The organism is Marinobacter sp. MDS2, assembly GCF_030718085.1.
Classification (GTDB): Bacteria; Pseudomonadota; Gammaproteobacteria; order Pseudomonadales; family Oleiphilaceae; genus Marinobacter.
Genome location: NZ_JAVAJF010000001.1, coordinates 2,063,959 through 2,086,785 on the forward strand (window position 1 = coordinate 2,063,959; position 22,827 = coordinate 2,086,785).

Here is a 22,827-nt window from a genome sequence, read left to right on the forward strand (position 1 = left end):
GTATGAACCTCAAACGTTATTTGCCAATCCTGCAATGGGCTCCAGTGTACGGCCGTGGTGAGGCCACCAGCGACTTAATTGCGGCAGCGATTGTCACGGTGATGCTCATTCCCCAGTCGCTGGCCTATGCGCTGCTGGCGGGGCTGCCTGCGCAGGTTGGCTTATCCGCCAGCATTTTGCCGTTGGTGGCTTATGCGATCTTCGGCACCAGTCGCACCCTCTCGGTCGGGCCGGTGGCGGTGGTTTCGTTGATGACCGCTGCGGCTTTGGCGCCCTTGGCGGCACTGGGCTCTGCGGAATACATTGCCGGTGCCGTGTTGATTGCCATTATGTCTGGCCTGATGCTCACCGTGATGGGTGCTCTAAAACTAGGTTTTTTGGCGAATTTCCTGAGTCATCCTGTGATCTCCGGGTTTATTTCTGCCTCCGGTTTGGTGATTGCGGCCAGTCAGCTGAAACATATACTGGGTGTTCAGGCTTCGGGCCATAACCTGCTGGATATTGGCCGATCTCTGCTCAGTGCGTTCGGTGATATCAATGCGCCAACCCTGTTGGTGGGTGCCGGAACGCTGCTTTTCTTGTGCTGGGCGCGCCATGGCCTGAAGCCGCTGCTGGAAAAGCTGGGCCTGACATCACGCCTTGCTGACATTCTGACGAAAACGGCCCCTATCCTGGCCGTTCTGGTGACCACGTGGCTGGCCTGGCTGTTAAGACTGGACCAGCAAGGCGTGCGCTTGGTTGGCGATATTCCGTCTGGCCTGCCGTCGTTTACTCTGCCGAGCCTGGATCCTGCGCTCTGGTCCCAGCTGGCCGTCAGCGCCTTGTTGATCAGCGTTGTCGGGTTTGTTGAATCGGTTTCGGTGGGCCAGACGTTGGCGGCTAAGCGGCGCCAGCGAATCGATCCGGATCAGGAGTTGATCGGTTTAGGTGCGGCTAATCTCAGTGCCGGGTTTTCCGGAGGGATGCCAGTTACCGGTGGTTTTTCCCGCTCGGTGGTGAATTTCGATGCGGGGGCCGAAACGCCGGCGGCAGGAGCGTATGCGGCCGTGGGGATCGGGCTGGCGGCATTGTTTCTGACCCCCGCGATTGCCTGGCTGCCGCAGGCAACATTGGCAGCAACGATCATAGTGGCTGTGGTGACCTTGGTTGATTTGCCCGCCCTGCGCCGCACCTTCCGGTACTCGCGTACCGACTTTGGTGCCATGCTGGCGACCATCGTGCTGACCTTGGTGCACAGTGTTGAAGCCGGGATCATCGCGGGTGTGGGCTTGTCGATTGGTTTGTTCCTGTATAGAACCAGTCGCCCTCATTGCGCGGTGTTGGGCCGGGTACCGGGCACGGAACATTTCCGCAATGTGCTGCGGCACGATGTGGAAGTGTGCCCGAAAGTCACCTTTTTACGGGTAGACGAGAGCTTGTATTTCGCTAACGCCCGCTTTCTGGAAGAAACGGTGATCGAACTTGTGGCCCGGGAGCTGGAACTGAAAGATCTGGTGCTGGTATGCCCCGCGATTAACCTGATCGATGCGTCGGCGCTGGAGAGTCTGGAGGCCATGAACGAGCGTCTTTCAGATGCCGGCGTTCGGTTGCATCTGTCGGAAGTGAAGGGGCCGGTGATGGACCGCCTGAAAGGCACAGAACTGCTGGAACGGTTGGGGGGAAAGGTTTACCTGAGCACCTACGAAGCGTGGACAACGTTGACGGGGCATCGGGGGGACGCGCTGCCGGCCTGAGGTGGAATCAGCGCCAGCCGCATGCTCAGCAAATAGCGAGCCGCCTGACGAAAACCGGTTTGAGAGTGAGTGAACGATTCCATGGCCGCATTCTAGCAGCAAGCGATACCCGCGCCTCAGGGTAAGGTGCGACTTATTGTCTCGGATCAATCCGTGAAATAGCACACCAGCTGTTGGCTGAGGACATCTCCGGTCAGTTGCAGATGACCGGATGTCAGGGAGTGCACGTGAACGGCCGCCGCAACTGGATTATCGGGTTCAAGAGCGCTGTCAGCCTGATCGGGTGGCAAGCGGTCGGGGTGGTATTGGCAGTGCGGCATATCCGGGAACAAAGCGCCGTAGGCTATGCCGCTTTCAACCAGATCCTGAAAGAAATGAGAGCCGTAGGACAAATCGGGCACCATGTCGCCGGCGTTCTCCGATACTTCGATCAGTGCTGCGACGCCAGCTATATCCGAAAAACGCACCGGCACACCGAGTTCCGGGCTGCTGGTGCCCCAGCGACCGGGGCCGATCAGCATGGTCGGCTCAGAGGACAAACGCATGACCCGTCCAATCAGTCGGGCCACTTCATAGCGCTCGCTGGTGTTTAAATTTGCATAAACCGGCGCGTCTACACGGATGATTCGTGTGATGCCAAGGTTGATGTTGCCTCCCATAAAGTGGCCCCGAGTTTGGAACAGAAGCCGGGCTCGAGGCAAGGGATCAGGAATATGTACCGGCCCGGTTTCACCGATGGTGGCGAGTGGCCGACATTGCACCAGATTGAAAGACGTTTCGCCCTGATCATTCAGGTGCAGAGTGAACTCCACGTCTACCGGGTGACGGTATCCCGCTTCAAGGGTGGCCAACAGGCTCGACAGTTGGCGGATAAATTCGCTGCCTTTTACCAGCGGCCGGAACGTCAGGCGCCAGACCGGCCCTTTGAGGCCGATTTGTTCCGCTCGGATGGTGGCCGCCCGGTCCAGCTCGGCCAGATGCGACATGGGCAGTGTCTGAGTCGTACCGAGAAGCTGGCTCAACGGGCGGGTTTCAAGATTGCCGGTTTCCAGATCCAGTAAATCGACCAGGTGCTGCGAGTACCGGAAGCTTTCATCCTGGTCGCGAAAGGGTTGTCGCGTTGGGTAGTCCAGCGCCATGACGCAAGCATGGTCACCTTCGATACGGTCAACCGCCCGGGTGCCCAGCCCCATTACCAGCCGCACCATGCCGGCTTTCGGGTCCATCTTGCTGTCCCAGGCAAAGGTGTTGCGCGATACCCCTACTCCGGCGGCATCTGGCAGGTAATAGCGGTTATGGAACCGGCCGTTCACACGCTGGATCAGCAATGCCATGGGCTCTTCGCGTTGATCCAGCCCCCGCTGTTTCCGATACACCAGGGCGTCCTCGCTCATCGACGAGGCATAGACTTCCCGGATGGCGTTTTCCAGAGCGGCCAGGCGCTGCTCGGGCGAGCCTTGGTTCACCAGAAAAACACTGTCGTATTTGCCCGCAAAGGCGTTGCCGAAACCATCTTCCTGCAGGCTGGAGGAGCGCACCAGGATCGGGTATTGCCCGTAGTGGTCCAGCAAGCGTTCCAGCTCGACCCGGATCTCATCCGGAAACTGGCCGTTGAGGATACCTTGTTGCAAGGCCGGTGCTTCACTCAGGTAACCGCGCTCTGACCGTTGCCGCATAATAGTGGGCCACAGGCCGTTATGAACCAGAAACGCGTAGTAGGCATCGGTGCCCAGATAGCTGGAGTCGTGCGGTTCCAGCTGATCTTGCCATTGCTCAGGGTCGTCGTGCAGCAGGATGTTGCGGGCAATCAGCATGCCCGTGGCCTTGCCGCCAATATAGCCGCTGCCAATCAGCCGGCTGCGGATGCTGAGCAGGTCTTCCAATGACAGATAGCGCCGAGCCAGTTCCAGTATTTGCGGGTCCCGGCTCACCAGCACCTGAAGCACCTGTTCCTGCAAAGCGGCGATGGTATCCGGATCCTGTTCGGCCACGGCTCGGCTGGCGTCCTGAAACAGGCGGTCCCAGTAGTCCAGCAGCGGTTGATTGTGCAGGCTTTCCTGCTCAAGCGAAGCCTGAACCCGCGTTGCATCACTGCTGTAGGTAATGGGCTGGAACTGGCCGTTGTGCTCGCGATGCGGCAGAAACATGGTGGGCGATTGCCGCCGCCAGGCTTTGATCGGTTGCACCTGAACATCATCGCCATGGCGGTGTACGTCGAGCAGCACCTGGGTTGTCTTGCGGATGCGGTCCAGTGTCATGCGCGAGTGGCGGTCTGGATGCAGGGCAAACCAGGCGACGGTATCCAGTTCGAACAGGAACGGACAAATCACCCGGAAAAAATTGCCCACCATGGCATCGGTGGCCCAGGCATTAAGCAATTCGCTGAGGCTGTCACAGATGTAGAACGCGCCTCGGCCATGTTGTTCAATCAGCCGCCAAACCCGGCTGGTAAAGCTTTCAAAGCCGCCCAGAGCGTCTATTTCGATGGTGCGTACAGCGGGGTGGTTTTCGATGATCGGCGAGTGATTGCCGAAGCGCAGGTAGAGTATCTGTCGGCCTGTATCTGCAGCCGCGTCTACAAAGGGAAGGACGAAACGGCGATAGTCCTCGAGGTGGGAAACCCGCCAGACGACGTTATCGCCGATTCGAAGGTGATCCAGAACCTCGTCGAGCCCTGCCAGACCGGTGGATACCCGGTCCGGGGACTGACGAGACTCTTCGCCGTTCATAACAGGATCAGATAACGCCCATGGCGTCCATGGCCTTGGCTACACGCAGGAAGCCGTTGATGTTGGCGCCCATCACGTAGTTACCTTCGGAGCCGAACTCGGCTGCGGTCTCGTAACAGTTCTTGTGGATATCGATCATGATTTCCTCAAGACGTTTCTGGGTGTAGTTGAAGGTCCAGGAATCGCGGCTGGCGTTCTGCTGCATTTCCAGTGCCGAGGTTGCAACACCGCCGGCGTTGGCAGCTTTACCCGGGCCGTAAGCGATCTTGGCCTCTTGGAACAGCAGGATGCCTTCCGGTGTGGTTGGCATGTTGGCGCCTTCAGCCACAGCGATACAACCGTTTTCGACCAGAGTCTTGGCATCGTTACCGTTCAGCTCGTTCTGTGTGGCACAAGGCAGGGCCACGTCACAAGGTACGGTCCACAGGTTGCCATCTTCAACGTACTTGGCGTGCTTGTGGATTTCAGTGTAGGCGCTGATACGACGGCGCTCAACTTCCTTGATCTGCTTGAGTGCCTTCAGGTCAATGCCGTTTTCATCAACGATGATGCCCTGAGAGTCAGAGCAGGCGATGACCTTCGCGCCCAGTTCGTGGCATTTCTCGATGGCGTAGGTAGCTACGTTCCCCGAGCCGGAAACGACAACTGTTTTGCCGTCGAGCGAATCACCACGGGCTTTCAGCATTTCCTGAGTGAAGAAGACAGTGCCGTAACCGGTTGCTTCAGTACGGGCGCGGCTGCCGCCCCAGTCCAGACCTTTGCCGGTAAACACGCCAGACTCATAGCGGTTGGTGATGCGCTTGTACTGACCAAACATGTAACCGATTTCGCGACCACCTACGCCGATGTCGCCTGCGGGCACGTCGGTGTACTCGCCCAGATGGCGGTACAGCTCGGTCATCAGGCTCTGACAGAAACGCATGATTTCGTTGTCAGAACGGCCCTTTGGATCGAAGTCGCTGCCGCCTTTACCGCCGCCGATGGGCAGGCCAGTCAGAGCGTTTTTGAAAATCTGCTCGAAGCCCAGGAATTTGATGATGCCCAAGTAAACAGACGGGTGGAAACGCAAGCCGCCTTTATAGGGGCCCAGTGCGCTGTTGAACTCCACGCGGAAGGCGCGGTTGATGTGGATCTCACCTTGATCGTCCTGCCAGGGCACGCGGAAAATAATCTGGCGCTCAGGCTCGCAGATACGCTGGATAATCTTTTTGTCTGCAAACTCCGGGTACTTCACCAGAACCGGGCCGAGAGTTTCCAAAACCTCGTGGACCGCTTGGTGGAACTCCTTCTCGCCCGGGTTGCGATGAAGGACGTCCTGGTAGATCGGTACCAGCTTTTCGTCGAGTTTTGCTGTCATAGGAATAGCCCTCGGGATACGCGTATTGAAACCCGAAAGAAAATCGGGTGCCCAAAAAAAGGGCAGTGATTGCACCACAATCGTGCACCCTTTGGCAAGTCAGTCGGTCAATTATTGAAGTTTTCCTTATTAATAGGTGCCTAAGTGAGAGCGGCAGGCACGCGTCAGCCAGATGAACCGCCTTCCCAATAACGCTGCATCTTCATAAACAGGAACGAAGCGCTCCAGGTAATCAGCACCAACCCTGTGAGCCCTTCGATGCCGGTCAAAAAGCGCAGGGCGCCAACGGGCTCTATGTCGCCGTAACCAACCGTGGTGAAGGTGCTGAACGAAAAGTAGATGCAGTCCAGAAAACTGCCGTTAAAATTGCCTTGCAGTGAGCCCCAGGATTCGGCGTGGTGCATAAAGAAGTAAGCGGTAGCGAACACCCATACCTGGGCGGTGTGGGCGATCAGTATGCCCAGAACCGCGGTCACCAGACGCAAATTGTGGCGCGAGTGCATGATTTTCAGCAACGCGCTCAGGCGAACAAGCGCCTCGCGGTGCATCAGGACAACCAGCACTACAATGAAGGCATTAATAACGGTGGCGCTGGGAAGATTGGCATAATTTGCTGAGAACAAACGTATAGTACTCCTGACGGTGCTTTTTATAGCAATCCGGAGCAGCCGCTCAGAGGTATATAGTCATTCATTGCCCTGTTACGGCAGAACCTAATTCACCCGAGCCGGCTAAATCGCTATGTCCAAAAGAATTATACCTGTAATTATATTACTCGCCGGAGTTTTAGGGTTTCTCTATCTGAAAATGACTCGGCCGGAACCTGCCCCGGTTACGGCCGTTGAACGCAGCTGGCGGGTGCAGGTTCAAGTGGTTGAACCGGACGTGCATACACCCATGCTGCCGCTTTACGGCGAGGTGGTTGCGCCCGAGCAGGTGTCCGTGGTTGCTGCTATGGCCGGTCGGATTGCAGCGCGGCCTGTAGCCGAAGGGCAGAGAGTTGAGTCGGGAGCTTTGTTGGTGGCACTGGAAGATCGGGATGTTCAGCCGATACTGGTGCAAGCACGTGCTCAAGTAGCTGATCTTGAAGCGCAAATTCGATCAGAACAGGTGCGCCACCAAACTGATTTGGCGGCGCTCAAAAGCGAGAAAGCGATTTTGGCCAATGCCCGCCGGCAGAGGGAGCGAACACGGGCGCTGGTTGAACGCAAACTGGCCTCTCGGGAAAACCTGGAAGCAGCTACCGACTCCGCTGTGCGGGCCGAGCTGACCGTCAGTGTGCGCCAACGGGCCGTAGACGAACACCCGGCGCGCCTGCAAAGCCTGGAAGCCAAATTGGCCCAGGCGCAAGCAAATCTTGTGACCACTCAGCGGGATGCCGAGCGTGCCCGGGTTGTTGCCCCCTTTGACGGTGTGGTTACCGATGTGCAAGTTGCTGTGGGTGATCAGATATCCCGAAATCAGAAGCTGCTTTCGATATACGACGTTAACGGCCTGGAGCTTCGGGCCAGAGTACCGGACAGCTATCGGGCTGAATTGCTGTCCGCTTTGGCCGAAGGTAACGAGCTTTTTGCCTACAGCGAGCAACGGGATATTCGTTTCCGGCTCGAGCGCTTTGCCGGTACCAGCGACCCGGCCGGCACCGAGGCCATTCTCAAACTATCTGGAAGCTCGGCGGGCCTGCGACCCGGGGCGCTTCTGTCCGTTAGCCTGGAACGACCAGAGCGCAACCGAACGGTGGCGATACCGTTCAGCGCTCTGTATGGCGCTGACAGCGTCTATCTGATGACCGATGATAGCCGCATGAAACGGGTTGAGGTCGAGCGAATCGGCGAAGCCGTCAGCGCGAACGGTGAACGCCGGTTACTGGTGTCCGGTGATCAGCTGACCCGTGGCGCACAGCTGATCACCACGCATCTTCCCAATGCAGTGACCGGGCTCAAGGTTGAAGTGGCGGATGCCGCGGGAGCACCCACCCAGTGAAACGTAACAAAGGCGTGATTGGTTTTTTCGTCCACCACCGGGTGGCTGGCAACCTGGTGATGCTGGTGATGATTTTGGGGGGTGTACTGGCCCTGAGCCGTATGAACCTTCAGTTTTTCCCGACCTTCGCCTTGGATTACGTCAGTGTTCGCGTGGTTTGGAGTGGTGCCTCTGCTGAAGATGTAGAACGTGGAATAACAGACCCGTTGGAGCAAAGGCTGCGCAGCGTGGATGGTTTGAAGAGCATGACATCCACCTCGGCCCAAAGCATATCGTCGATCACCCTGGAATTTCACGAAGGCACCGATCCGATTCAGGCGGTGGATGATGTGCGCCAGCAGGTGGACGAGTTTAATAATCTGCCCGGTGATGCTGAGGAACCACGTATTACCCGCATCGAGCGCTATGAGCCGGTAGCCAGAGTGCTGATATATGGCGACGTGGACCGGAGTGAGCTGCGCCAGCTGGCCTACCGGTTCGAAGATGAACTGCTGACCCGAGGCATTGATCGGATCAGTATTCGCGGCTTACCCGAGCAACAGGTCAGTATCGAGGTGCCGGTAGAACGGTTGGAAACCATCGGGCTGACGCTGGAGCAAATAGCGAATCGGGTCGCCGCGCTGTCCCGGGATCTTCCCGCGGGCATGATGGCGCAGCAAGACGCCACCCGGGAATTGCGCTCGGTGGAACAACGCCGGAGCCCCCAGGATTTCGAGACCCTGCCAGTGCTGAGTAGTGACCGGGTGCGTCTGCAGCTGGGTGATATCGCCATTATTCGACAGGAAAATCGTGATAGCCAGAGGCTGATGGAGAACAAGGGCCAGCCTGCGGTAGAGCTGCAATTGCAGAGAGTGGAAAATGGTGACTCTTTGGCCGCGGCCGCAGCTCTGGAAGACTGGCTGACCGATACTCGCCCGGCGCTACCGCCCACGATTCAGCTGGAAGTCTACGACGAAACCTGGCAACTGCTGGAAGACCGGATTTCTCTGCTGGTGACCAACGCGCTAAGTGGTCTGATTGTGGTGATCACTCTGCTGTATCTGTTCTTGCCCGGCCGAGTGGCCGCCTGGGTGGCCATCGGCATCCCGACGGCTTTTCTGGCGGCGATGGCGGTGCTTTGGTTACTGGGTGGTTCGATTAACATGATCTCGCTGTTTGCCTTGATTATGGCTTTGGGTGTGATTGTCGATGACGCCATCGTGGTGGGCGAAGATGCCGATGCCCATGCCCGCATGGGGGAAGAATCTCTATACGCCGCCGAAGGCGCCGCCAAACGGATGGTCTGGCCCGTACTGGCGTCGTCGCTAACCACAGTGGCAGCGTTTATGCCGCTATTGGTCGTGGGTGGGATCATTGGCAACATTCTGGGGGATATCCCGCTGGTGATGATCTGCGTATTGGTGGCGTCGCTGCTGGAATGTTTTATTGTCCTGCCGTCTCACTTACGAAATGCTTTCAAGGTGAAGACGAAGCGCTCACGAACCGGCGGAATACAGTCGCCCAAGCGCAATCCGATCAGCCGTTTTCGAGATGGCTTTGAACAGAGATTCGATCGTTTTCGGGAGGGCCCATTCCGCCGACTGTCCCACCGCAGTTTGCGCTACCGGGGCGTCACGGTGACCGCGGCCTTGGCTCTGGCACTTGTAACGGTAGGTTTATTGGCTGGTGGGCGCTTGGGTTTCAATTTCTTTCCAACGCCCGAACCTTCAGTATTCTATGCGAATGCCAGCTTTGTAGCAGGGACCGACCAGCGCACGGTACAGGCGTTTATGCGAGAGATGCAGGAAACCCTCGCGGAAACTGAGGACGCTCTGGGTGGCGGCCTGATTCAGCACGCGGTCACCACCTACGGTGCCACGCTGGGTGCGGAAGGCAGTTCCCGCAGCGGCGACGAACTGGGCTCCATGCTGGTTGAGTTGGTGCCTTCTGATCGCCGATCGGTGCGTAACCCGGAGTTTATCCGGGAATGGCGCAGCCGAATGATTTTGCCGGCCGGTCTGGATGCGCTGAACATCAGTGAGCGTCAGGCTGGCCCGCCGGGTCGAGATGTGAATATTCGATTGACGGGCAATAATGCTAACGACCTTAAAAAGGCTGCCGATGAACTGGCTCAGGCACTCTCAACCTTGCCGGGTGTACTGGATGTCGAAGACGACATGCCGTGGGGACGCGAGCAGCTGATCTATCAGGTGAGCCCCTACGGCGAAGCGTTGGGCTTGACGACCGTTGATCTGGGGCGCCAGCTGCGTGCTGCGTTTGACGGACGGGTGGCCCAGATCTATCAGCAAGGGCGTGATGAAGTGGAAGTTCGGGTGCAGTTGCCGCGCGAGCAGCGCGAGCAATACGCCACCCTGGAGCGGATGACTGTTCGGATACCCGATGGCCGGTTTGTGCCGTTAGTGCAGGTGATGAATCTCGATCACCGGCAAGGGTTCCAGGCATTGCGGCACGCCGAGGGTAAACTGGCGGTGGAGGTTGCGTCGGCACTCAATACCCGGGTTGCAACCACGGATCAGGTCCTCGAAAGTCTGGAAGCGGAGGTTCTGCCCGAGATCGTCAGCCGCTATGGTGTGCGTTACAGTTTCGAGGGCCGATCGGCCGACCAGCGTGAAACCATGGACGATATGAAGACCGGCTTGGCGATCGGCCTGGGTTTGATGTACGTGGTGCTGGCGTGGGTGTTTGCGTCCTGGATGTTGCCTCTGATCGTGATGGCGATCATTCCGTTTGCCCTCATTGGCGGGTTGTTGGGGCACTGGCTGATGGGCTTGCAGCTCACAATCTTGTCGTTGTTCGGCCTGTTTGGCCTGTCCGGTATCGTGGTGAACAACGCAATTATTCTGGTGGCGTTTTACAACCAGCAGAGGCAGAAAGGGCTGGCCATTACCGACGCATTGAACGAAGCCGTTGTGCAGCGGGTCCGGGCGGTCTTGCTCACATCGCTCACCACCATCGGCGGGTTGACGCCCCTGTTGTTTGAAACGTCACTGCAGGCCCAGTTCCTGATTCCAATGGCCACGTCCATAGCCTTTGGCTTGGCCTTGTCTACGGTGCTGGTGTTGCTGGTTATTCCGGCCCTGTTGTCGTGGGTGGAACACTTCCGGGCGTGGCGGAGCGAACATCAATAACCGTTTCGCTTTGCTGAGCACTGCGTTCAAGCAATTCTCTCAGGCGCATACGCTCTTCTTCCTGCGGGGTGAGCATATCGACGATGATCTCGACCCGGCGGTTCTTGGCCCGGTTTTCTGAAGTATCGTTCTCAACCCGCGGTTCGGTGTCCGCGAGCCCTTTGACTGCCAACCGAGTGGGTTCAACAGCTCCGGTTGCCAGCAGTGCGTTGGCAACGGCTGCGGCGCGGGCCGCTGACAAATCCCAGTTGCTGTAAAAGCGTGAATTCCGAATCGGGATGTCGTCGGTGTGGCCCTCGACGGTAAGCTCGCCCGGGATATCCGCCAGTACCTCGGCCATTTCCAGCAACAGGGTTTCAAATTCCCAGGTCAGTTCTGCCGAACCCGAAGGGAAGGAGCCTTTCTCTTCTACCCGGATAACAATCCGGTGTTGGTCAAGGTCGGCTTCAATCGTAATTCGCCCGTCTTCAAGCGCTTCTGCCAGAACTTCCCGAATGCGCGCGGCGTCAGCTTCAAGCGCTTCTTTGGCCGCTTCCTCGCGGGCTTGTTCCGTCGGGCTCTTGAGTGTCTCCAGTTCGGGCTTTTGATCGGTGGTGGTTTGGCGGACTTCGTCTAATACCGTAGGTTCGGGGGGCGCTGGGGAAAACTTGTCGAAGATCGGGCTTGTGCCCTGGGGTATTTCCAGAACGGGCACTTCGCGCTGCACCCCGAACGCTTTCGAAAGCTCACCGGCAATCTGTTTGAACTTCATGGCGTCGATCTCGGAGAACGACAACAGAAGCACAAAGAAGCACATCAGCAGCGACATCAGGTCGGCGAAGGTGACCACCCACGCGGGGATGCCCGGTTTTTCCTCTTCTGGCAGCTCATCCATTGTTTAAATTCCGCTCGCCTCTGCCTCGGGCGCTTTGTCACGCTGATTCGGGGGCAGGTAGCTCGACAGCATCTGTTCGATAACGCGGGGGTTGGTGCCTTGTTGTATGGCCACCAGAGCGTCGGTATAGAGCATTTGCATGCGAGCCTCTTCGGTCATCCGCAGCGAGAGCTTGTCGGCAATGGGCGAGGCAATCATGGTGGCGATCATGGCACCGTAAAGCGTGGTTAGCAGTGCTACCGCCATGGCCGGCCCGATGGATTTCGGGTCTTCCATGTTGGACAGCATCTGTACCAGGCCGATTAGCGTTCCGATCATGCCCATCGCCGGGGCCACGTCGGCCAAAGCGGTGAAGACTTTGGAACCGGAGCGGTTGTAATCCAGGGTCATCAAACGCTCTTTGTCCAGCAGCTGTTTGATGGTTTCGTCGTTCTGACCATCGACCAGCATCTGGATGCCACTGGCGAGAAACGGGGAACTGACCTCTCGGCCCTCCAGGCCCAGCGGCCCCTCTTTACGGGCAATGCTGGCAATCTCGACCAGTTCTTCGATGCTGTCCTGAGTTTCCGGAAGTTTGAACTTGAATGCCCTAGCTGCGGCCTTGAATGCGCCGAGAAACTGGGGAATGCTGAATTTGGCCAATACCACCAGCAGACTGCCGCCCACCACAATCAGCAGAGACGCTGAATTGACAAAAACGTCTGGAGAAACGCCGAGAATCACGGCAGAAGCGATGAGTAAGATGGCGCCGACAAGGCCGATCAGAGTAGCGAAATCCACAAGCGCTCCGGAGGGTTTATTGGTTGCGAAAAGGACGAGGAGTGAGATTACCTTTAGTTAACAATTCGATCAATTTGCTTCGGTCTTTATTCTGGTTTTTCCGACAATTCTTTCCACGCTGCGTATTTGTGAAGATCGGATTCCACCAGCTTCAGGCAGAGAGCCACTACTCCCGCATCATCGAGCAACCCGAATCCGAAAATAAGATCCGGGATCAGATCCAGCGGATTCAACACATACAGCAAAGCACCTGCGACTGCGGCAATGGTTTTCCATGGCACGGTGCGATAGTGACCGTTCCAATAATCCCGAATCAGGGAAAACATCAGTTTGATGTCAGTGCCGAAGCGCTGGAGGCGACCGCTGTTTTTCACTTTCGCCTCGATCGCTTCCTGCCGTTGAAGCAGTGTTTCCAGATCGTCTTTGCGGACTTTACCCGCTTCTTCGTTCAGTTGTTTTTCTGCGGTTCTCGTGGAAAACACTGCCATGACTGCATGCCTTTAAGATTTAGCCTACAAATATGCGTTTTGCCAATCCGGCGCCTTTCAGGCCCTGAATGGAAAGTGTGGTAATTAACCCGCCAATCATCGCGCCCACAAGGCCGCAGGTCAAAATGTCCTGCCCGGTCAGGTACAGGCCGGGAATGTCGGTTTTGGGCCTCAGCCAGCGTTGTTCAAACCGTTCGGGGGTATGATCCAGGCCGTAAAGCTCGCCTTCTTCATAGCGGCAGAACCAGGCAGTTGATAGCGGGGTGGAGGTTTCCACGTAATCGATCTTGCCGCGTAGCTGGGGGAGCTTGTCGTAGACTTCTTCCAGCAGCCGGTCGGTAATCTCGGCTTTTAGCGCTTCGTATTCCTCCCCGCGTTTGCCCCAGGTAGTGCCCTGCCAGGATTCGAACATCTCCCAAGAGGTGGGTGCCACCACTTCGAGTGTTGAAGTGCCCGGCCAGCGATTTTGGTAATCCGGGTCTTTCGCCGCGGGAAACGACAGGTACACCACCGGAAAAGGCGCGTTGTGTGGGTCTTTCAGGAAATTATCCACACTGGCATCGTGGTCTGGCCCCGGATAAATCCAAAAGTTGGTACGAGGCAAACCGAGTTCTTCGGGTGTTCCTTTCAAACCAATGTACAGGCCGATGTGGGCCATGGACGGTTTAATGTTTTTGCGATCTTGTGGATAACCGACCTTTTCCGAGACTTCTTTCGGCAGCAGCCGCTCATAGGTGTTGATAACCCCGGCACCACTGATGATTTTCGGGGCGCGGATTTCTTCGCCATCGGCCATACGCACGCCTACCGCTTTGCCCTTCTCGATCAGAATGTCGGTGACATCGGCGTAGGTAAAGACTTCGCCGCCCGCGGCCTGAATGCCCGGAATGATGGTTTTGGCGATTTCGGAGGCACCGCCGACCGGGTAGTAGCCACCATGCAGGTAATGTTTGGCGATGATGGCGTGAATCATGAAGCTGGACTGCTTCGGGGTAACGCCACAGTCGCCCCATTGCCCGGTGATGGCAGCAATGAGCTCTTCGTTATCGGTCAAATCGCGCAGCACATCGTAGGTGTTGCGGTTGAAACAGTCTGGCAGAACCTTGTTCAGTCCTTTCGAAACCAGAGGACTGACCAGCGAGGGAGAGAGTTTGGACAGGGTGTACCACTGCATGCCACTGGTGACCTGATCGAGCAGCGCCACGTAACGGTCGATGGCTTCGCCCTCTTCCGGAAACGCGCTCAACAGGGAGTGGCGCAGGCCTTCTTTGCCGGCGCGCAGATTCACTACCTTGTCGCCGAGGAAAAAACGGTCGTAGTTTTCATCCATCGGGGCCCACTTGAGTTTGCTGTCGGTGATGTAGTCGAACAGGCGGCGGGCCAGTGTGGTACTGACCCCCATGTCTCCAATGTAATGCACTCCCACATCCCACTCATAGCCGTTACGGGCGTAGCTGTGAGTGTAACCGCCGGCGGTATAGTGTTGCTCCAGTACCAGCACTTTTTTACCCGCTCGGGACAGGCAGGCTGCGGCGGTGAGGCCGCCAATGCCGGAGCCAATGACGATGGCATCGTAGGGGCCTTTCAGGCGGTTGGCGCGGTATCGGGTGCCGATTCTGATGGTACTGGGTTTGAGTTTTTTCGGAGTTACTGCCTCTGCCACTGCGGTGTCCTCATGATCATGCGTCGGTGCGGTCTGCTGACGCGATGTCAGGCCAGCCGTTCCGGTATTGTTTTTAGAATGATCTTCAGCATCCTATGGTTCAATTGGCTTGTCCAGACCCGCAAGACCAACCTTTGAATATTAATTCAGTTTTGTTAACTGACGTTATCGGCCTTGAAGCATGAAGGTTTCGTACTCCGGAACTTACAACGCCCGATGCGGTCTTGTGGGAATCGTTAGGAAGAGAGACAGATATGACAACTATTCGGTTATGGGATTTGCCGACGCGACTGTTTCACTGGCTGCTGTTGCTGGCCGTAACGGGAGCGGTTATCACCATCAAAACCGGGATGCCTGAGTGGCATGGCCGCTTTGGTTTATTTGTGGTCGGTTTGTTGAGCTGGCGGATCGTTTGGGGATTTTTGGGCTCTACCTACGCGCGTTTCCGTTCGTTTGTGCGTGGGCCGTCGGTGGTTTTAAGTTACCTTCGGGGCCAATGGCAGGGGGTGGGCCACAATCCGCTGGGGGCCTTGTCGGTGCTGGCGTTGCTGGGTCTGTTCGGATTTCAGGTGGTAACGGGATTGTTTGCCAACGACGAGATTTCATTTCAGGGCCCTTTGTATCCGCTGGTTTCGTCAGCCTGGAGCGATACCCTGAGCAGCTGGCACCGGCAGAGCGAATGGTATCTTTACGGGTTGGTTGGTCTGCACGTTTTGGCGGTGATGTGGCATTCGAAAGTGAAGAAAGACAACCTGGTGCAGCCGATGATTACCGGTAAAAAACGGGTGGCACCGGGTGTCGCAAGCGATGCAAAAGGTGGCGGCGCCGTGGCTTTTGTGGTGTCTTTGGTGTTCGCTGGGACTGTTGTTCTAGGGGCCAGCGGCCGTTTGGTGTCACCGCCGCCGGCTCCCGAGCCTCCACCCCAGAATCTGGGGTGGTAAGGCATACCGTTTACTTGGCGCGGAAGTTGTCGTGGCAGGCTTTGCACGTCTTGCCGACGGCAGCAAACTGGCGTGCCAGCGCGGCCTTATCGCCCTCGGCGGCAACTGCTTGAAGCTTGTTGGCTTCACGGCCAAAGTTTATTCCCACTTCGCGGGCTTTTTCGGGCTGTTCGAAAAATTCGGGCTTCAGGCGGGTGTCGTCCGCTTTGTCCAGGGATGAACCCGGGCTAAACAACGCGCCCATGCCAGAGTTGGCAACCGCAGCAATGGCGTTCGCGGCGGCTTTCATCTGGTCGGCGTTATAGGCAACGTCGCCGTCGATAGCTTGTGCTTTGATTTTGCCCATGTTCCAGGCCATGAACTGGTAAGCGCCCTGGCGCGCGGTGATCTGGTCCTCGATGCTCATTTGGGCGGCCGCAGGCAGGGTGATCGACAGTGCCAAAGCAGCGGTGGCGATTAGGCGTATTTTTTTCATTCCAGGTCCCTCTCTTTCTTGATCTGGTGGTAAATGGTAAAAGCATTTATAAAGGCGTGGTTCTAAGCATGCTACCTGTATAGACTCACCCCATGACATGCGTATGCGTTTAAAGTTCAACCCGGAGACGTTTCACAATGGCAATTTGGACAGTAACCCCCAGTATTGAACAGATGACAGAAGCCAGCAAGAACACAGCGGTCGGTCATATGGGTATTGAATACCTCGAAATCGGTGACGATTATGTGAAAGGCCGCATGCCGGTGGATGAGCGCACCATCCAGCCATTTGGCATTTTGCACGGCGGCTCTTCGGTAGTGCTGGCGGAAACCCTCGGCAGTATGGCAGCCAACTGTGCGCTTAAAGACAAAGGGACTGTGGCGGTAGGGCTGGAGATCAACGCGAATCACATTCGCCCGGTCAGCAGTGGATGGATATACGGAACAGCCCGGGCCCAGCACATTGGCAGCGCGACCCAGGTTTGGGAAATCCGGCTGGAGAATGAACAGGGTAAGCTGACCTGTATTTCACGCTTGACCATGGCAATTACCAAGCGCCGGTAAACGGCGCCGAGGTCAATCAACGTAGAGCGAGATTCGGCCCCGGCCCTGTTCTTTTGATTGATAAAGAGCTTGGTCAGCCCGCTGCAGAAGCACTTCAAGGTTGGGGTCGTCGGGTCGGATGCTGGTGACGCCGAAGCTGGCGCTGAGCTTGATGGTATCGCCTTCATGCGGCACGCCCAAGGCACGGATGAGCGTTAGCAGTTGCTGCGCGATTTCACGGGCCTTGTCAGTGGATGTTTCGGGTAGTAACAGTACGAATTCTTCTCCACCCATCCGGGCAATAAGATCCGATTCGCGAAGCCGCGCTTGCATGACCTCCGATACGCGAACAAGCACCTCGTCGCCGGCTTGATGGCCGTAGGTGTCGTTAATGTTTTTGAAGAAATCCAGATCCACCATCACCATCGACAGCGTTGAGTGGTTGCGCAAAGCTTGATGCAGCATGTGATTGCCAAGCTGAAAGAAGGCCCGGCGGTTCGGCAGCCCGGTCAGTTCATCTTCCAGAGCGGCTGTCTGCGCTCGTTCGTGGGCTTTGTGTAAGGCCAGTTCGATTTTTTTCCGGTCGGTGATGTCGGTGGCGATTTCCAGTCGCACAAGTTTGCCGTTGGTCCAGGGAATGGCTTGGTCCCGGCATTGATACCAGCGTTGGTCAACTTGGTTCTGAAACTCCCAAACATGGGGAGGCCTGGCGGAACCGTCGGGCGACCGTAACAAATGATTCGTGCAGAAATCGCAAGGGCCTTCGCTGTCTTGCAGTACCTGCCAACATTTTCGGCCGGAGGTTTCGCCCCAGATCCGGCGGCCGTAGGCGTTCATGTAGAGCAGTTCGTAGGTTTCAAAGTCTGAGACGTAAACCAGGGCGTCGAGGTTATCCAGCACGGCTTGAAGGCCGCCTGCGGATATCATTGCGGCCGGGGAATCCGTGCTCGGCTCATCCGAGAGCTCGATAGACGGTATCTTGGAGGTCATGGTTAAAGGCGTCTTCGTTAAGTTCAGGTCCATTGATCGTTAAAGTATGACCTAATCAGCCGTCTTTTCCAGTATGTCGTGTTCAGATGCGGTCTGGCTGGAGCGCGCTTTTAATTAGAACATGGCCGGCCAGTCGGATCTCAAGCATACAGGAGTGTTTTTTTATGGATGCAACAAATTCATCTGTGCTTTGTCCCTGCGGCAGTGCCTTAGGCTACGCACGTTGCTGCCAGCCGTGGCATCTCGGCCAGCCCGCCTCAGCGCCGGAAGCGTTGATGCGTTCTCGCTATTCGGCGTTTGTCATGAAAAACGCCGAATACTTGCTGGCGACCTGGCACGCTGATACCCGTCCTTCGAAGCTGGATTTGGAAGATTCACCGGAATGGACCTCGCTTCAGGTTATTTCGGCCAGTGAAGAGGGACTGGCCGGAAAGGTGCACTTTCGCGCGTTCTATCGTGCAGGCGAGGGCTGGGGCTACTTAGAGGAGCACTCGGATTTTATCAAAGAGGGTGGCCGTTGGTACTACCTGAGCGGTGATACGAGTGAAGGCCAGCTCAAACCCGGCCGAAACGATGCCTGCCCTTGCGGCAGTGGCCGTAAATACAAAGTGTGTTGTCTGCGCAAGTGAGTGATTCATGAACAAGGCAGTTTCGGAAACCAGCAAAGGTGTGGCATACGGGTTAGCGGCTTACACCCTGTGGGGCAGTTTTCCCCTGTATTTTGCGCTCTTTGAGGGCATTCCCGCCTGGGAGGTGCTGATTCACCGGGTGGTTTGGTCCTGCGTATTTCTTGCGGTGGTTATTTCGCTGCTGAAACGTTGGTCCCCGGTTAAAACTGCATTGAAACGCCCAAAACGGCTGGGCTTTGTACTGGCGTGCGCTATTTTCATTGCCCTGAACTGGGGAATCTATATCTACGCGGTGGAAACGCGGCAAGTGATGCAGGCCAGTCTGGGATACTTCCTGACGCCGTTGGTCAATGTGGCGATGGGGCTGCTGGTGCTAGGCGAGCGCATCTCCCGGTTGCAAGTGGTCGCGGTGGTGTTGGCGGCGGTGGCTATTTTTTACCAGATTGTTTTGCTGGGTGTGTTGCCGTGGATCACTTTGGCATTGGCGTTCAGCTTTGGCACCTACGGGCTGATGCGTAAAAAGGTCGATCTGGATGGTTTGTCGGGCCTGTTTGTTGAAACGCTCCTGCTGTTGCCGCTCGGCCTGCTGGCGTTGGCGTGGTTGTCGGCTCAGGATTTGTCGCATCTGACGGAAAGTACCAGCAGTGCGTTGCTGCTGATGTCCAGCGGAATAGTAACGGCGATTCCGTTGTTGGCCTTTGCCGGTGCCGCCCGCCGGTTGCGGCTGTCTACGGTCGGGTTTCTCATGTACATCAACCCTACCCTGCAGTTTCTGATTGCCATGTATGTGTTCCACGAGCCTTTGGGTACCGAGAAGCTGATCAGTTTCGTGATGATCTGGGTGGCGTTGGCAATCTACTCCTGGTCTGCCTGGAGCGGCAGGGTCCGAGCATGACGCAGCCTTAAACCATGGTTTCCAGATAGGCCTCCAGTTCGTTTGCAAGCCAACCGACGACGGCACCCCCTTGGGCTTGCTCTGTTTCCAGTGCACTGAAAACCTTCCACCATCGCGCGCTCCGGTGGTTGATGGTTTTCAACTGTTCCTTTCTCAGTGCCTCTGCAATCAGCGGTAAGGGCAAATCCGCCCAGCCCGCGCCCTCGATCACCGCATCCCGAATCAGTTCGTATTGTGTAAAAGCGAGATAATTGGCGGTTTCGGGAGACTCCGCCACCAGCTGTGCGTCTTCCATGTAAGCCATGGTCACTTCCGTGTGGGCCACCAGCTGATCCTGGGTCACCCGTTTCAGCTGGCACAGCGGATGGCCCGGCGCGGCTACGGTGAGCATGCGCACGTCAGCCAGCTCTCGAAACCATTGATAGCCTTCGCTCAACAGTTCGGGCATCAACCCGTAGGCGACATCGACGGATTGGTTGCGAACCAGACGAGTGAGCTCACGGGGCGGTGCCAAGTACACCGACAAACTGGTTTGCGGAAACTTCTGCTTCAGGCGTTTGAGAAGATCCCGCCAGATCACTTCCGGAATCGCATCGTCGCGGGCGATTCGCAGCACCGACTCCGCACCGCTTAAATGGTGTTGGCAGCGTGACCGAATCTGGCCGGCTACCTGATCGAAGCGCCGACAATCGGTCACGATGGACTGCCCGATGGCCGTCAGGTGTAACTGGTTGCCGCTGCGTTCATACAGCTCAACCCCCAGCTCATCTTCCAGCGCTGCCAAAACCGTACTGACCGTAGTGCGGCTGCGATTCAGGTGTCGTGCGGCAGCCGCAATGCTGCCGTGATCGACCACCGACAGAAACGTTTTGATTTGTGATGCTTTCACGATGCCTTACTTCCGACGGTTTTTCCGTCGCTCAGTGACTCACGCCGACGAATAGATCCCACTAATATGGCCACTTATTCACAGGAGGTCAAAATGTTCACTTCTCTAGCGCGGGAAAATGTGGCGCTGAAATTGTCTGCGATCGGGGCCGGTTTGTTTGCGGTTGCCGGTATCGTGTGGGGCCTTTGGGTCGATTCTCTGGTTATTCTTTTCGATGGCGCCTATTCGTTGGTTAGCTTGGCGTTGTCGCTATTGTCCTTGTACGCCGCTCGTTTGATTCGCCGGCCGGCAACGAAAGACTATCCGTTCGGCATGGGTGCCGTAGAGCCTCTGGTGATTGCCGTTAAGGGCTTGGTGATTGGCTTGGTGTGTGTGATTTCGTTTGCCTCGGCGGTGGTTTCGGTGTTGCAGGGTGGCCGGCCGGTGGAAGCGGGTATGGCGCTGGTATTTGGTGCCATCAGTGTCGCCGGCTGTTTGGCGGTCTGGGCCTATCTGCGCTGGACCAGTCATCGTAACGGCTCGGGCCTTGTGTTGGCCGAACAAGATCAGTGGCTGATGGATACTGTATTGAGTGCGGCCGTGATGCTTGGTTTTGCTATTGCGTGGCTGATTGAGCGCAGTCAGTGGTCTGCGCTGTCGGTGTATGCGGATCCGGTGATGATGATGTTGATTTCGGGTTATTTCATGACGGTCCCGGTGAAAATGGTTCTGGGCGCCGTTCGGGAGTTGCTGTTAGCTGCCCCCGCGGCCGAAAGCATGGAGGAAATTCATGACACCCTGAAAGACCTAGGCGTGAATCCGGAGGCCGTGAAGGTGGCGAAGCTCGGGCCGACTCTGTTGTTAGAGGCGAAGTTGGTGCGTATGGGCTGAGCCGTGCGCTCCGGGGTGAAAAAATGGTGAGACCGCGCTTAAGTTGTGGTCGCGCTGGCCGATACCATTGACTATAAAAGTTGCTTTTAGGCCATCGCCAACACCAATAATAAACCGGAGTCACCCATATGCCCCTGATAAGCGCCCTGCGAATACGAACTCGACTGTTGATTGGTGTACTGGTACCGGTGCTTCTGACGGCGGGGGCTATTGCCTGGATTTCGGTCGCTGAAATCAAAGCCATTGGCCAGACAGAGCTGGATCGGCTTGAAGCAGAGTTGTTCGCAGCAAAGAAACAGGGGCTTCGGGATTTGGTCGAGGCCGTCAACGATGTTGTTGAAGAGGCGAAGAACAACCCTGACTTGTCGCCGGAAGAAGCCAAAAACGAGGCACGAAAGCGCATTCGAGCCATCTCTTTTGGTGATTCGAACTACGTGTTCGCGTATACCCGAGATGTTTTCAATCTGGCTTATGCACCGAACCCCGACAAAGAAGGCCCCACTAGCAACCCGAAGGTCCGGGGTCTGGTCGGTGACCTGTTCCAGGCGGCGACCAACGATGGCTTTCACCAGTATGAATGGCCGAATCCAGCGTCAAATGGTGCGATTGAGCCAAAACTGTCTTACACCACTTTGGTGCCCGGCTGGGACTGGATGATCGGGGCGGGTGTTTACACTGCGGATATTGAGAAAGTGCTGGCGGCGGCCAAACAAGATGTCGACGATACATTATCAGAGGACATGTTGTTTACATTGGTTGCGACCATCGTTGTGGTCATCGTCTCTCTGATTGTGGGTTTGTTGATTGGCCGCACCGTGACCGTGCCTTTGAAAAGGGTCAGCGACACGATGCAGGACATCGCCAATGGAGACGGTGATTTGCGCCAACGTCTGCCGGAAAATGGCACGGATGAGCTCGCGGAATTGGGGCAGCGCTTCAACCAGTTCGTGATGAAAATGCAAAACACGATCCGTGAAGTGGGCATCACCACCGATCAAGTGGCCTCCGCGGCAGAAGAGCTCAGCCGGGTGGCGAATGAAACCAGTCAGTCGGTGCAGGAGCAGGGTTCTGAAACCGATCAGATTGCCTCGGCGATTAATGAAATGGCTGCGACCATCCAGCAAATATCCGGCAACACCAACGAAGTTGAAAGTGCTGCGTCGGATGCGGACAGAATGGCCCGTGAAGGGGGTGAGACGATCGCCAGTGCTCAGGGCGCGGTTACCCAGCTGTCTGGTGAAATCGAAAGCACCGCTGCCAGCATTAATGCGCTGGCCGAGAAGTCTGGCGACATTCAGCAGGTGCTGGATGTGATTCATGCGGTAACAGAGCAGACCAACTTGTTGGCACTGAACGCTGCAATCGAAGCCGCCCGAGCGGGCGAGCACGGTCGTGGCTTCTCGGTGGTTGCCGATGAAGTGCGCCAGTTGGCGCGCCGGTCGGCGGAATCTGCCGATCAAATTGGCGAAATGATTGGTGGCTTCGTGGCGGAAACCAAAGCTTCGGTTGAACGGATGAATCATTCGCGGCGAAGCTCCGAAGAAACGGTTGAGCGGATTAACCACGCCACATCCGCCCTGAACACGATTGTCGGTTCGATCGCCCAGATTCATGATCAGGTGACCCAGATTGCCACTGCAGCAGAGCAGCAAAGCCAGGTTGCGGAAGAAGTGAATCAGAACGTGGTGCGCATTGTTGATGCGGCACAGCGAAGCGATACCGGCGTGACTCAGACCAACGAAGCCAGTCACGAATTGGCGCGCCTGGGTGAGAGCCTGCGCGAGCTGGTAGCCCAGTTTAAAGTGTAATGCCGGCAGCGGTCTTGCCCCTGGCAGCTGAAAGGGCGAGACTGTCCGTTTAT

19 protein-coding genes are annotated in these 22,827 nt (G+C 56.8%); 9 read left to right on the plus strand and 10 right to left on the minus strand.

The window, feature by feature from the left end:
• The first annotated feature begins 2 nt into the window (after positions 1 to 2).
• Complete coding sequence (locus Q9245_RS09680; protein ID WP_305896937.1) at positions 3 to 1,733, plus strand: SulP family inorganic anion transporter; 1,731 nt, start codon at positions 3 to 5, stop codon at positions 1,731 to 1,733.
• Positions 1,734 to 1,879: 146 nt separating this feature from the next.
• On the opposite strand, the gene Q9245_RS09685 is transcribed toward Q9245_RS09680, so the two are convergent.
• The 3 genes from Q9245_RS09685 to Q9245_RS09695 form a co-directional block, all read right to left on the minus strand.
• Entirely contained in the window at positions 1,880 to 4,462 is a 2,583-nt protein-coding gene (locus Q9245_RS09685) for a PEP/pyruvate-binding domain-containing protein (RefSeq protein ID WP_305896938.1), read from the minus strand.
• 7 nt (positions 4,463 to 4,469) lie between these two features.
• Positions 4,470 to 5,819, minus strand: coding sequence for an NADP-specific glutamate dehydrogenase (gdhA, locus tag Q9245_RS09690; RefSeq protein WP_305896939.1), 1,350 nt, complete (start codon positions 5,817 to 5,819; stop codon positions 4,470 to 4,472).
• A 164-nt stretch (positions 5,820 to 5,983) separates the two neighbouring features.
• Positions 5,984 to 6,367, minus strand: coding sequence for a potassium channel family protein (locus tag Q9245_RS09695; RefSeq protein WP_305897198.1), 384 nt, complete (start codon positions 6,365 to 6,367; stop codon positions 5,984 to 5,986).
• 259 nt (positions 6,368 to 6,626) lie between these two features.
• Here Q9245_RS09695 and Q9245_RS09700 point away from each other — a divergent pair, with 259 nt between their 5' ends.
• Together Q9245_RS09700 and Q9245_RS09705 are read left to right on the plus strand one after the other, a co-directional pair.
• Positions 6,627 to 7,802, plus strand: coding sequence for an efflux RND transporter periplasmic adaptor subunit (locus Q9245_RS09700; RefSeq protein WP_305896940.1), 1,176 nt, complete (start codon positions 6,627 to 6,629; stop codon positions 7,800 to 7,802).
• The gene (locus Q9245_RS09705; protein WP_305896941.1) at positions 7,799 to 10,930 is read left to right on the plus strand and encodes an efflux RND transporter permease subunit; all 3,132 of its coding nucleotides are present in this window, start codon (positions 7,799 to 7,801) and stop codon (positions 10,928 to 10,930) included. The genes Q9245_RS09700 and Q9245_RS09705 overlap by 4 nt, the downstream gene beginning before the upstream one ends.
• On the opposite strand, the gene Q9245_RS09710 is transcribed toward Q9245_RS09705, so the two are convergent.
• The 4 genes from Q9245_RS09710 to Q9245_RS09725 all read right to left on the minus strand — a co-directional run bounded on the left by Q9245_RS09710 (position 10,869) and on the right by Q9245_RS09725 (position 14,735).
• Positions 10,869 to 11,804 (minus strand): MotB family protein, encoded by a 936-nt coding sequence (locus tag Q9245_RS09710; protein WP_305896942.1) that lies wholly within the window; start codon positions 11,802 to 11,804, stop codon positions 10,869 to 10,871. The genes Q9245_RS09705 and Q9245_RS09710 overlap by 62 nt on opposite strands.
• A gap of 3 nt (positions 11,805 to 11,807) precedes the next feature.
• Entirely contained in the window at positions 11,808 to 12,584 is a 777-nt protein-coding gene (locus Q9245_RS09715; RefSeq protein WP_305896943.1) for a MotA/TolQ/ExbB proton channel family protein, read from the minus strand.
• Positions 12,585 to 12,670: 86 nt separating this feature from the next.
• On the minus strand, positions 12,671 to 13,072 hold the full coding sequence (locus tag Q9245_RS09720) for a YkvA family protein (protein WP_305896944.1): 402 nt from the start codon (positions 13,070 to 13,072) through the stop codon (positions 12,671 to 12,673).
• 19 nt (positions 13,073 to 13,091) lie between these two features.
• Positions 13,092 to 14,735, minus strand: coding sequence for an NAD(P)/FAD-dependent oxidoreductase (locus tag Q9245_RS09725; RefSeq protein WP_305896945.1), 1,644 nt, complete (start codon positions 14,733 to 14,735; stop codon positions 13,092 to 13,094).
• Between the two features lie 254 nt (positions 14,736 to 14,989).
• Between Q9245_RS09725 and Q9245_RS09730 the strand changes: the two genes are divergently transcribed.
• Entirely contained in the window at positions 14,990 to 15,676 is a 687-nt protein-coding gene (locus Q9245_RS09730) for a cytochrome b/b6 domain-containing protein (RefSeq protein ID WP_305896946.1), read from the plus strand.
• Between the two features lie 10 nt (positions 15,677 to 15,686).
• On the opposite strand, the gene Q9245_RS09735 is transcribed toward Q9245_RS09730, so the two are convergent.
• On the minus strand, positions 15,687 to 16,151 hold the full coding sequence (locus tag Q9245_RS09735; RefSeq protein WP_305896947.1) for a cytochrome c: 465 nt from the start codon (positions 16,149 to 16,151) through the stop codon (positions 15,687 to 15,689).
• A 137-nt stretch (positions 16,152 to 16,288) separates the two neighbouring features.
• Between Q9245_RS09735 and Q9245_RS09740 the strand changes: the two genes are divergently transcribed.
• Positions 16,289 to 16,714, plus strand: a complete 426-nt coding sequence (locus tag Q9245_RS09740) for a hotdog fold thioesterase (protein WP_305896948.1) — start codon at positions 16,289 to 16,291, stop codon at positions 16,712 to 16,714.
• Between the two features lie 12 nt (positions 16,715 to 16,726).
• Here the strand turns inward: Q9245_RS09740 and Q9245_RS09745 are convergent, their stop codons facing one another.
• Positions 16,727 to 17,683 carry a GGDEF domain-containing protein gene (locus tag Q9245_RS09745; RefSeq protein WP_305896949.1) on the minus strand — a complete coding sequence of 319 codons (957 nt, stop codon included), beginning with the start codon at positions 17,681 to 17,683 and terminating at the stop codon, positions 16,727 to 16,729.
• A gap of 164 nt (positions 17,684 to 17,847) precedes the next feature.
• Between Q9245_RS09745 and Q9245_RS09750 the strand changes: the two genes are divergently transcribed.
• Both Q9245_RS09750 and rarD read left to right on the plus strand, forming a co-directional pair.
• Positions 17,848 to 18,312: a YchJ family protein gene (locus tag Q9245_RS09750; protein ID WP_305896950.1), complete on the plus strand. Its 465-nt coding sequence runs from the start codon at positions 17,848 to 17,850 to the stop codon at positions 18,310 to 18,312.
• Positions 18,313 to 18,319: 7 nt separating this feature from the next.
• A complete protein-coding gene (gene rarD / locus Q9245_RS09755; RefSeq protein WP_305896951.1) occupies positions 18,320 to 19,207 on the plus strand; it encodes an EamA family transporter RarD in 888 nt (295 codons plus the stop codon).
• A 7-nt stretch (positions 19,208 to 19,214) separates the two neighbouring features.
• On the opposite strand, the gene Q9245_RS09760 is transcribed toward rarD, so the two are convergent.
• A complete protein-coding gene (locus Q9245_RS09760; protein ID WP_305896952.1) occupies positions 19,215 to 20,096 on the minus strand; it encodes a LysR family transcriptional regulator in 882 nt (293 codons plus the stop codon).
• Between the two features lie 93 nt (positions 20,097 to 20,189).
• Between Q9245_RS09760 and Q9245_RS09765 the strand changes: the two genes are divergently transcribed.
• Positions 20,190 to 20,966: a cation diffusion facilitator family transporter gene (locus tag Q9245_RS09765; protein WP_305896953.1), complete on the plus strand. Its 777-nt coding sequence runs from the start codon at positions 20,190 to 20,192 to the stop codon at positions 20,964 to 20,966.
• A gap of 128 nt (positions 20,967 to 21,094) precedes the next feature.
• The gene (locus tag Q9245_RS09770) at positions 21,095 to 22,774 is read left to right on the plus strand and encodes a methyl-accepting chemotaxis protein (RefSeq protein WP_305896954.1); all 1,680 of its coding nucleotides are present in this window, start codon (positions 21,095 to 21,097) and stop codon (positions 22,772 to 22,774) included.
• The last annotated feature ends 53 nt before the right edge of the window (positions 22,775 to 22,827 follow it).

What these genes read in the sequence shown, in the direction of transcription:
- Q9245_RS09740 (WP_305896948.1), top strand. Translation starts at nt 16,289, where the DNA reads ATGGCAATTTGGACAGTAACCCCCAGTATTGAACAGATGACAGAAGCC.
- Q9245_RS09745 (WP_305896949.1), bottom strand. Translation starts at nt 17,683, where the DNA reads ATGACCTCCAAGATACCGTCTATCGAGCTCTCGGATGAGCCGAGCACG.
- Q9245_RS09710 (WP_305896942.1), bottom strand. Translation starts at nt 11,804, where the DNA reads ATGGATGAGCTGCCAGAAGAGGAAAAACCGGGCATCCCCGCGTGGGTG.
- gdhA (WP_305896939.1), bottom strand. Translation starts at nt 5,819, where the DNA reads ATGACAGCAAAACTCGACGAAAAGCTGGTACCGATCTACCAGGACGTC.
- Q9245_RS09720 (WP_305896944.1), bottom strand. Translation starts at nt 13,072, where the DNA reads ATGGCAGTGTTTTCCACGAGAACCGCAGAAAAACAACTGAACGAAGAA.
- Q9245_RS09735 (WP_305896947.1), bottom strand. Translation starts at nt 16,151, where the DNA reads ATGAAAAAAATACGCCTAATCGCCACCGCTGCTTTGGCACTGTCGATC.
- Q9245_RS09730 (WP_305896946.1), top strand. Translation starts at nt 14,990, where the DNA reads ATGACAACTATTCGGTTATGGGATTTGCCGACGCGACTGTTTCACTGG.
- Q9245_RS09680 (WP_305896937.1), top strand. Translation starts at nt 3, where the DNA reads ATGAACCTCAAACGTTATTTGCCAATCCTGCAATGGGCTCCAGTGTAC.
- Q9245_RS09765 (WP_305896953.1), top strand. Translation starts at nt 20,190, where the DNA reads ATGTTCACTTCTCTAGCGCGGGAAAATGTGGCGCTGAAATTGTCTGCG.
- Q9245_RS09770 (WP_305896954.1), top strand. Translation starts at nt 21,095, where the DNA reads ATGCCCCTGATAAGCGCCCTGCGAATACGAACTCGACTGTTGATTGGT.
- Q9245_RS09695 (WP_305897198.1), bottom strand. Translation starts at nt 6,367, where the DNA reads ATGCACCGCGAGGCGCTTGTTCGCCTGAGCGCGTTGCTGAAAATCATG.
- Q9245_RS09750 (WP_305896950.1), top strand. Translation starts at nt 17,848, where the DNA reads ATGGATGCAACAAATTCATCTGTGCTTTGTCCCTGCGGCAGTGCCTTA.
- Q9245_RS09700 (WP_305896940.1), top strand. Translation starts at nt 6,627, where the DNA reads ATGACTCGGCCGGAACCTGCCCCGGTTACGGCCGTTGAACGCAGCTGG.
- rarD (WP_305896951.1), top strand. Translation starts at nt 18,320, where the DNA reads ATGAACAAGGCAGTTTCGGAAACCAGCAAAGGTGTGGCATACGGGTTA.
- Q9245_RS09685 (WP_305896938.1), bottom strand. Translation starts at nt 4,462, where the DNA reads ATGAACGGCGAAGAGTCTCGTCAGTCCCCGGACCGGGTATCCACCGGT.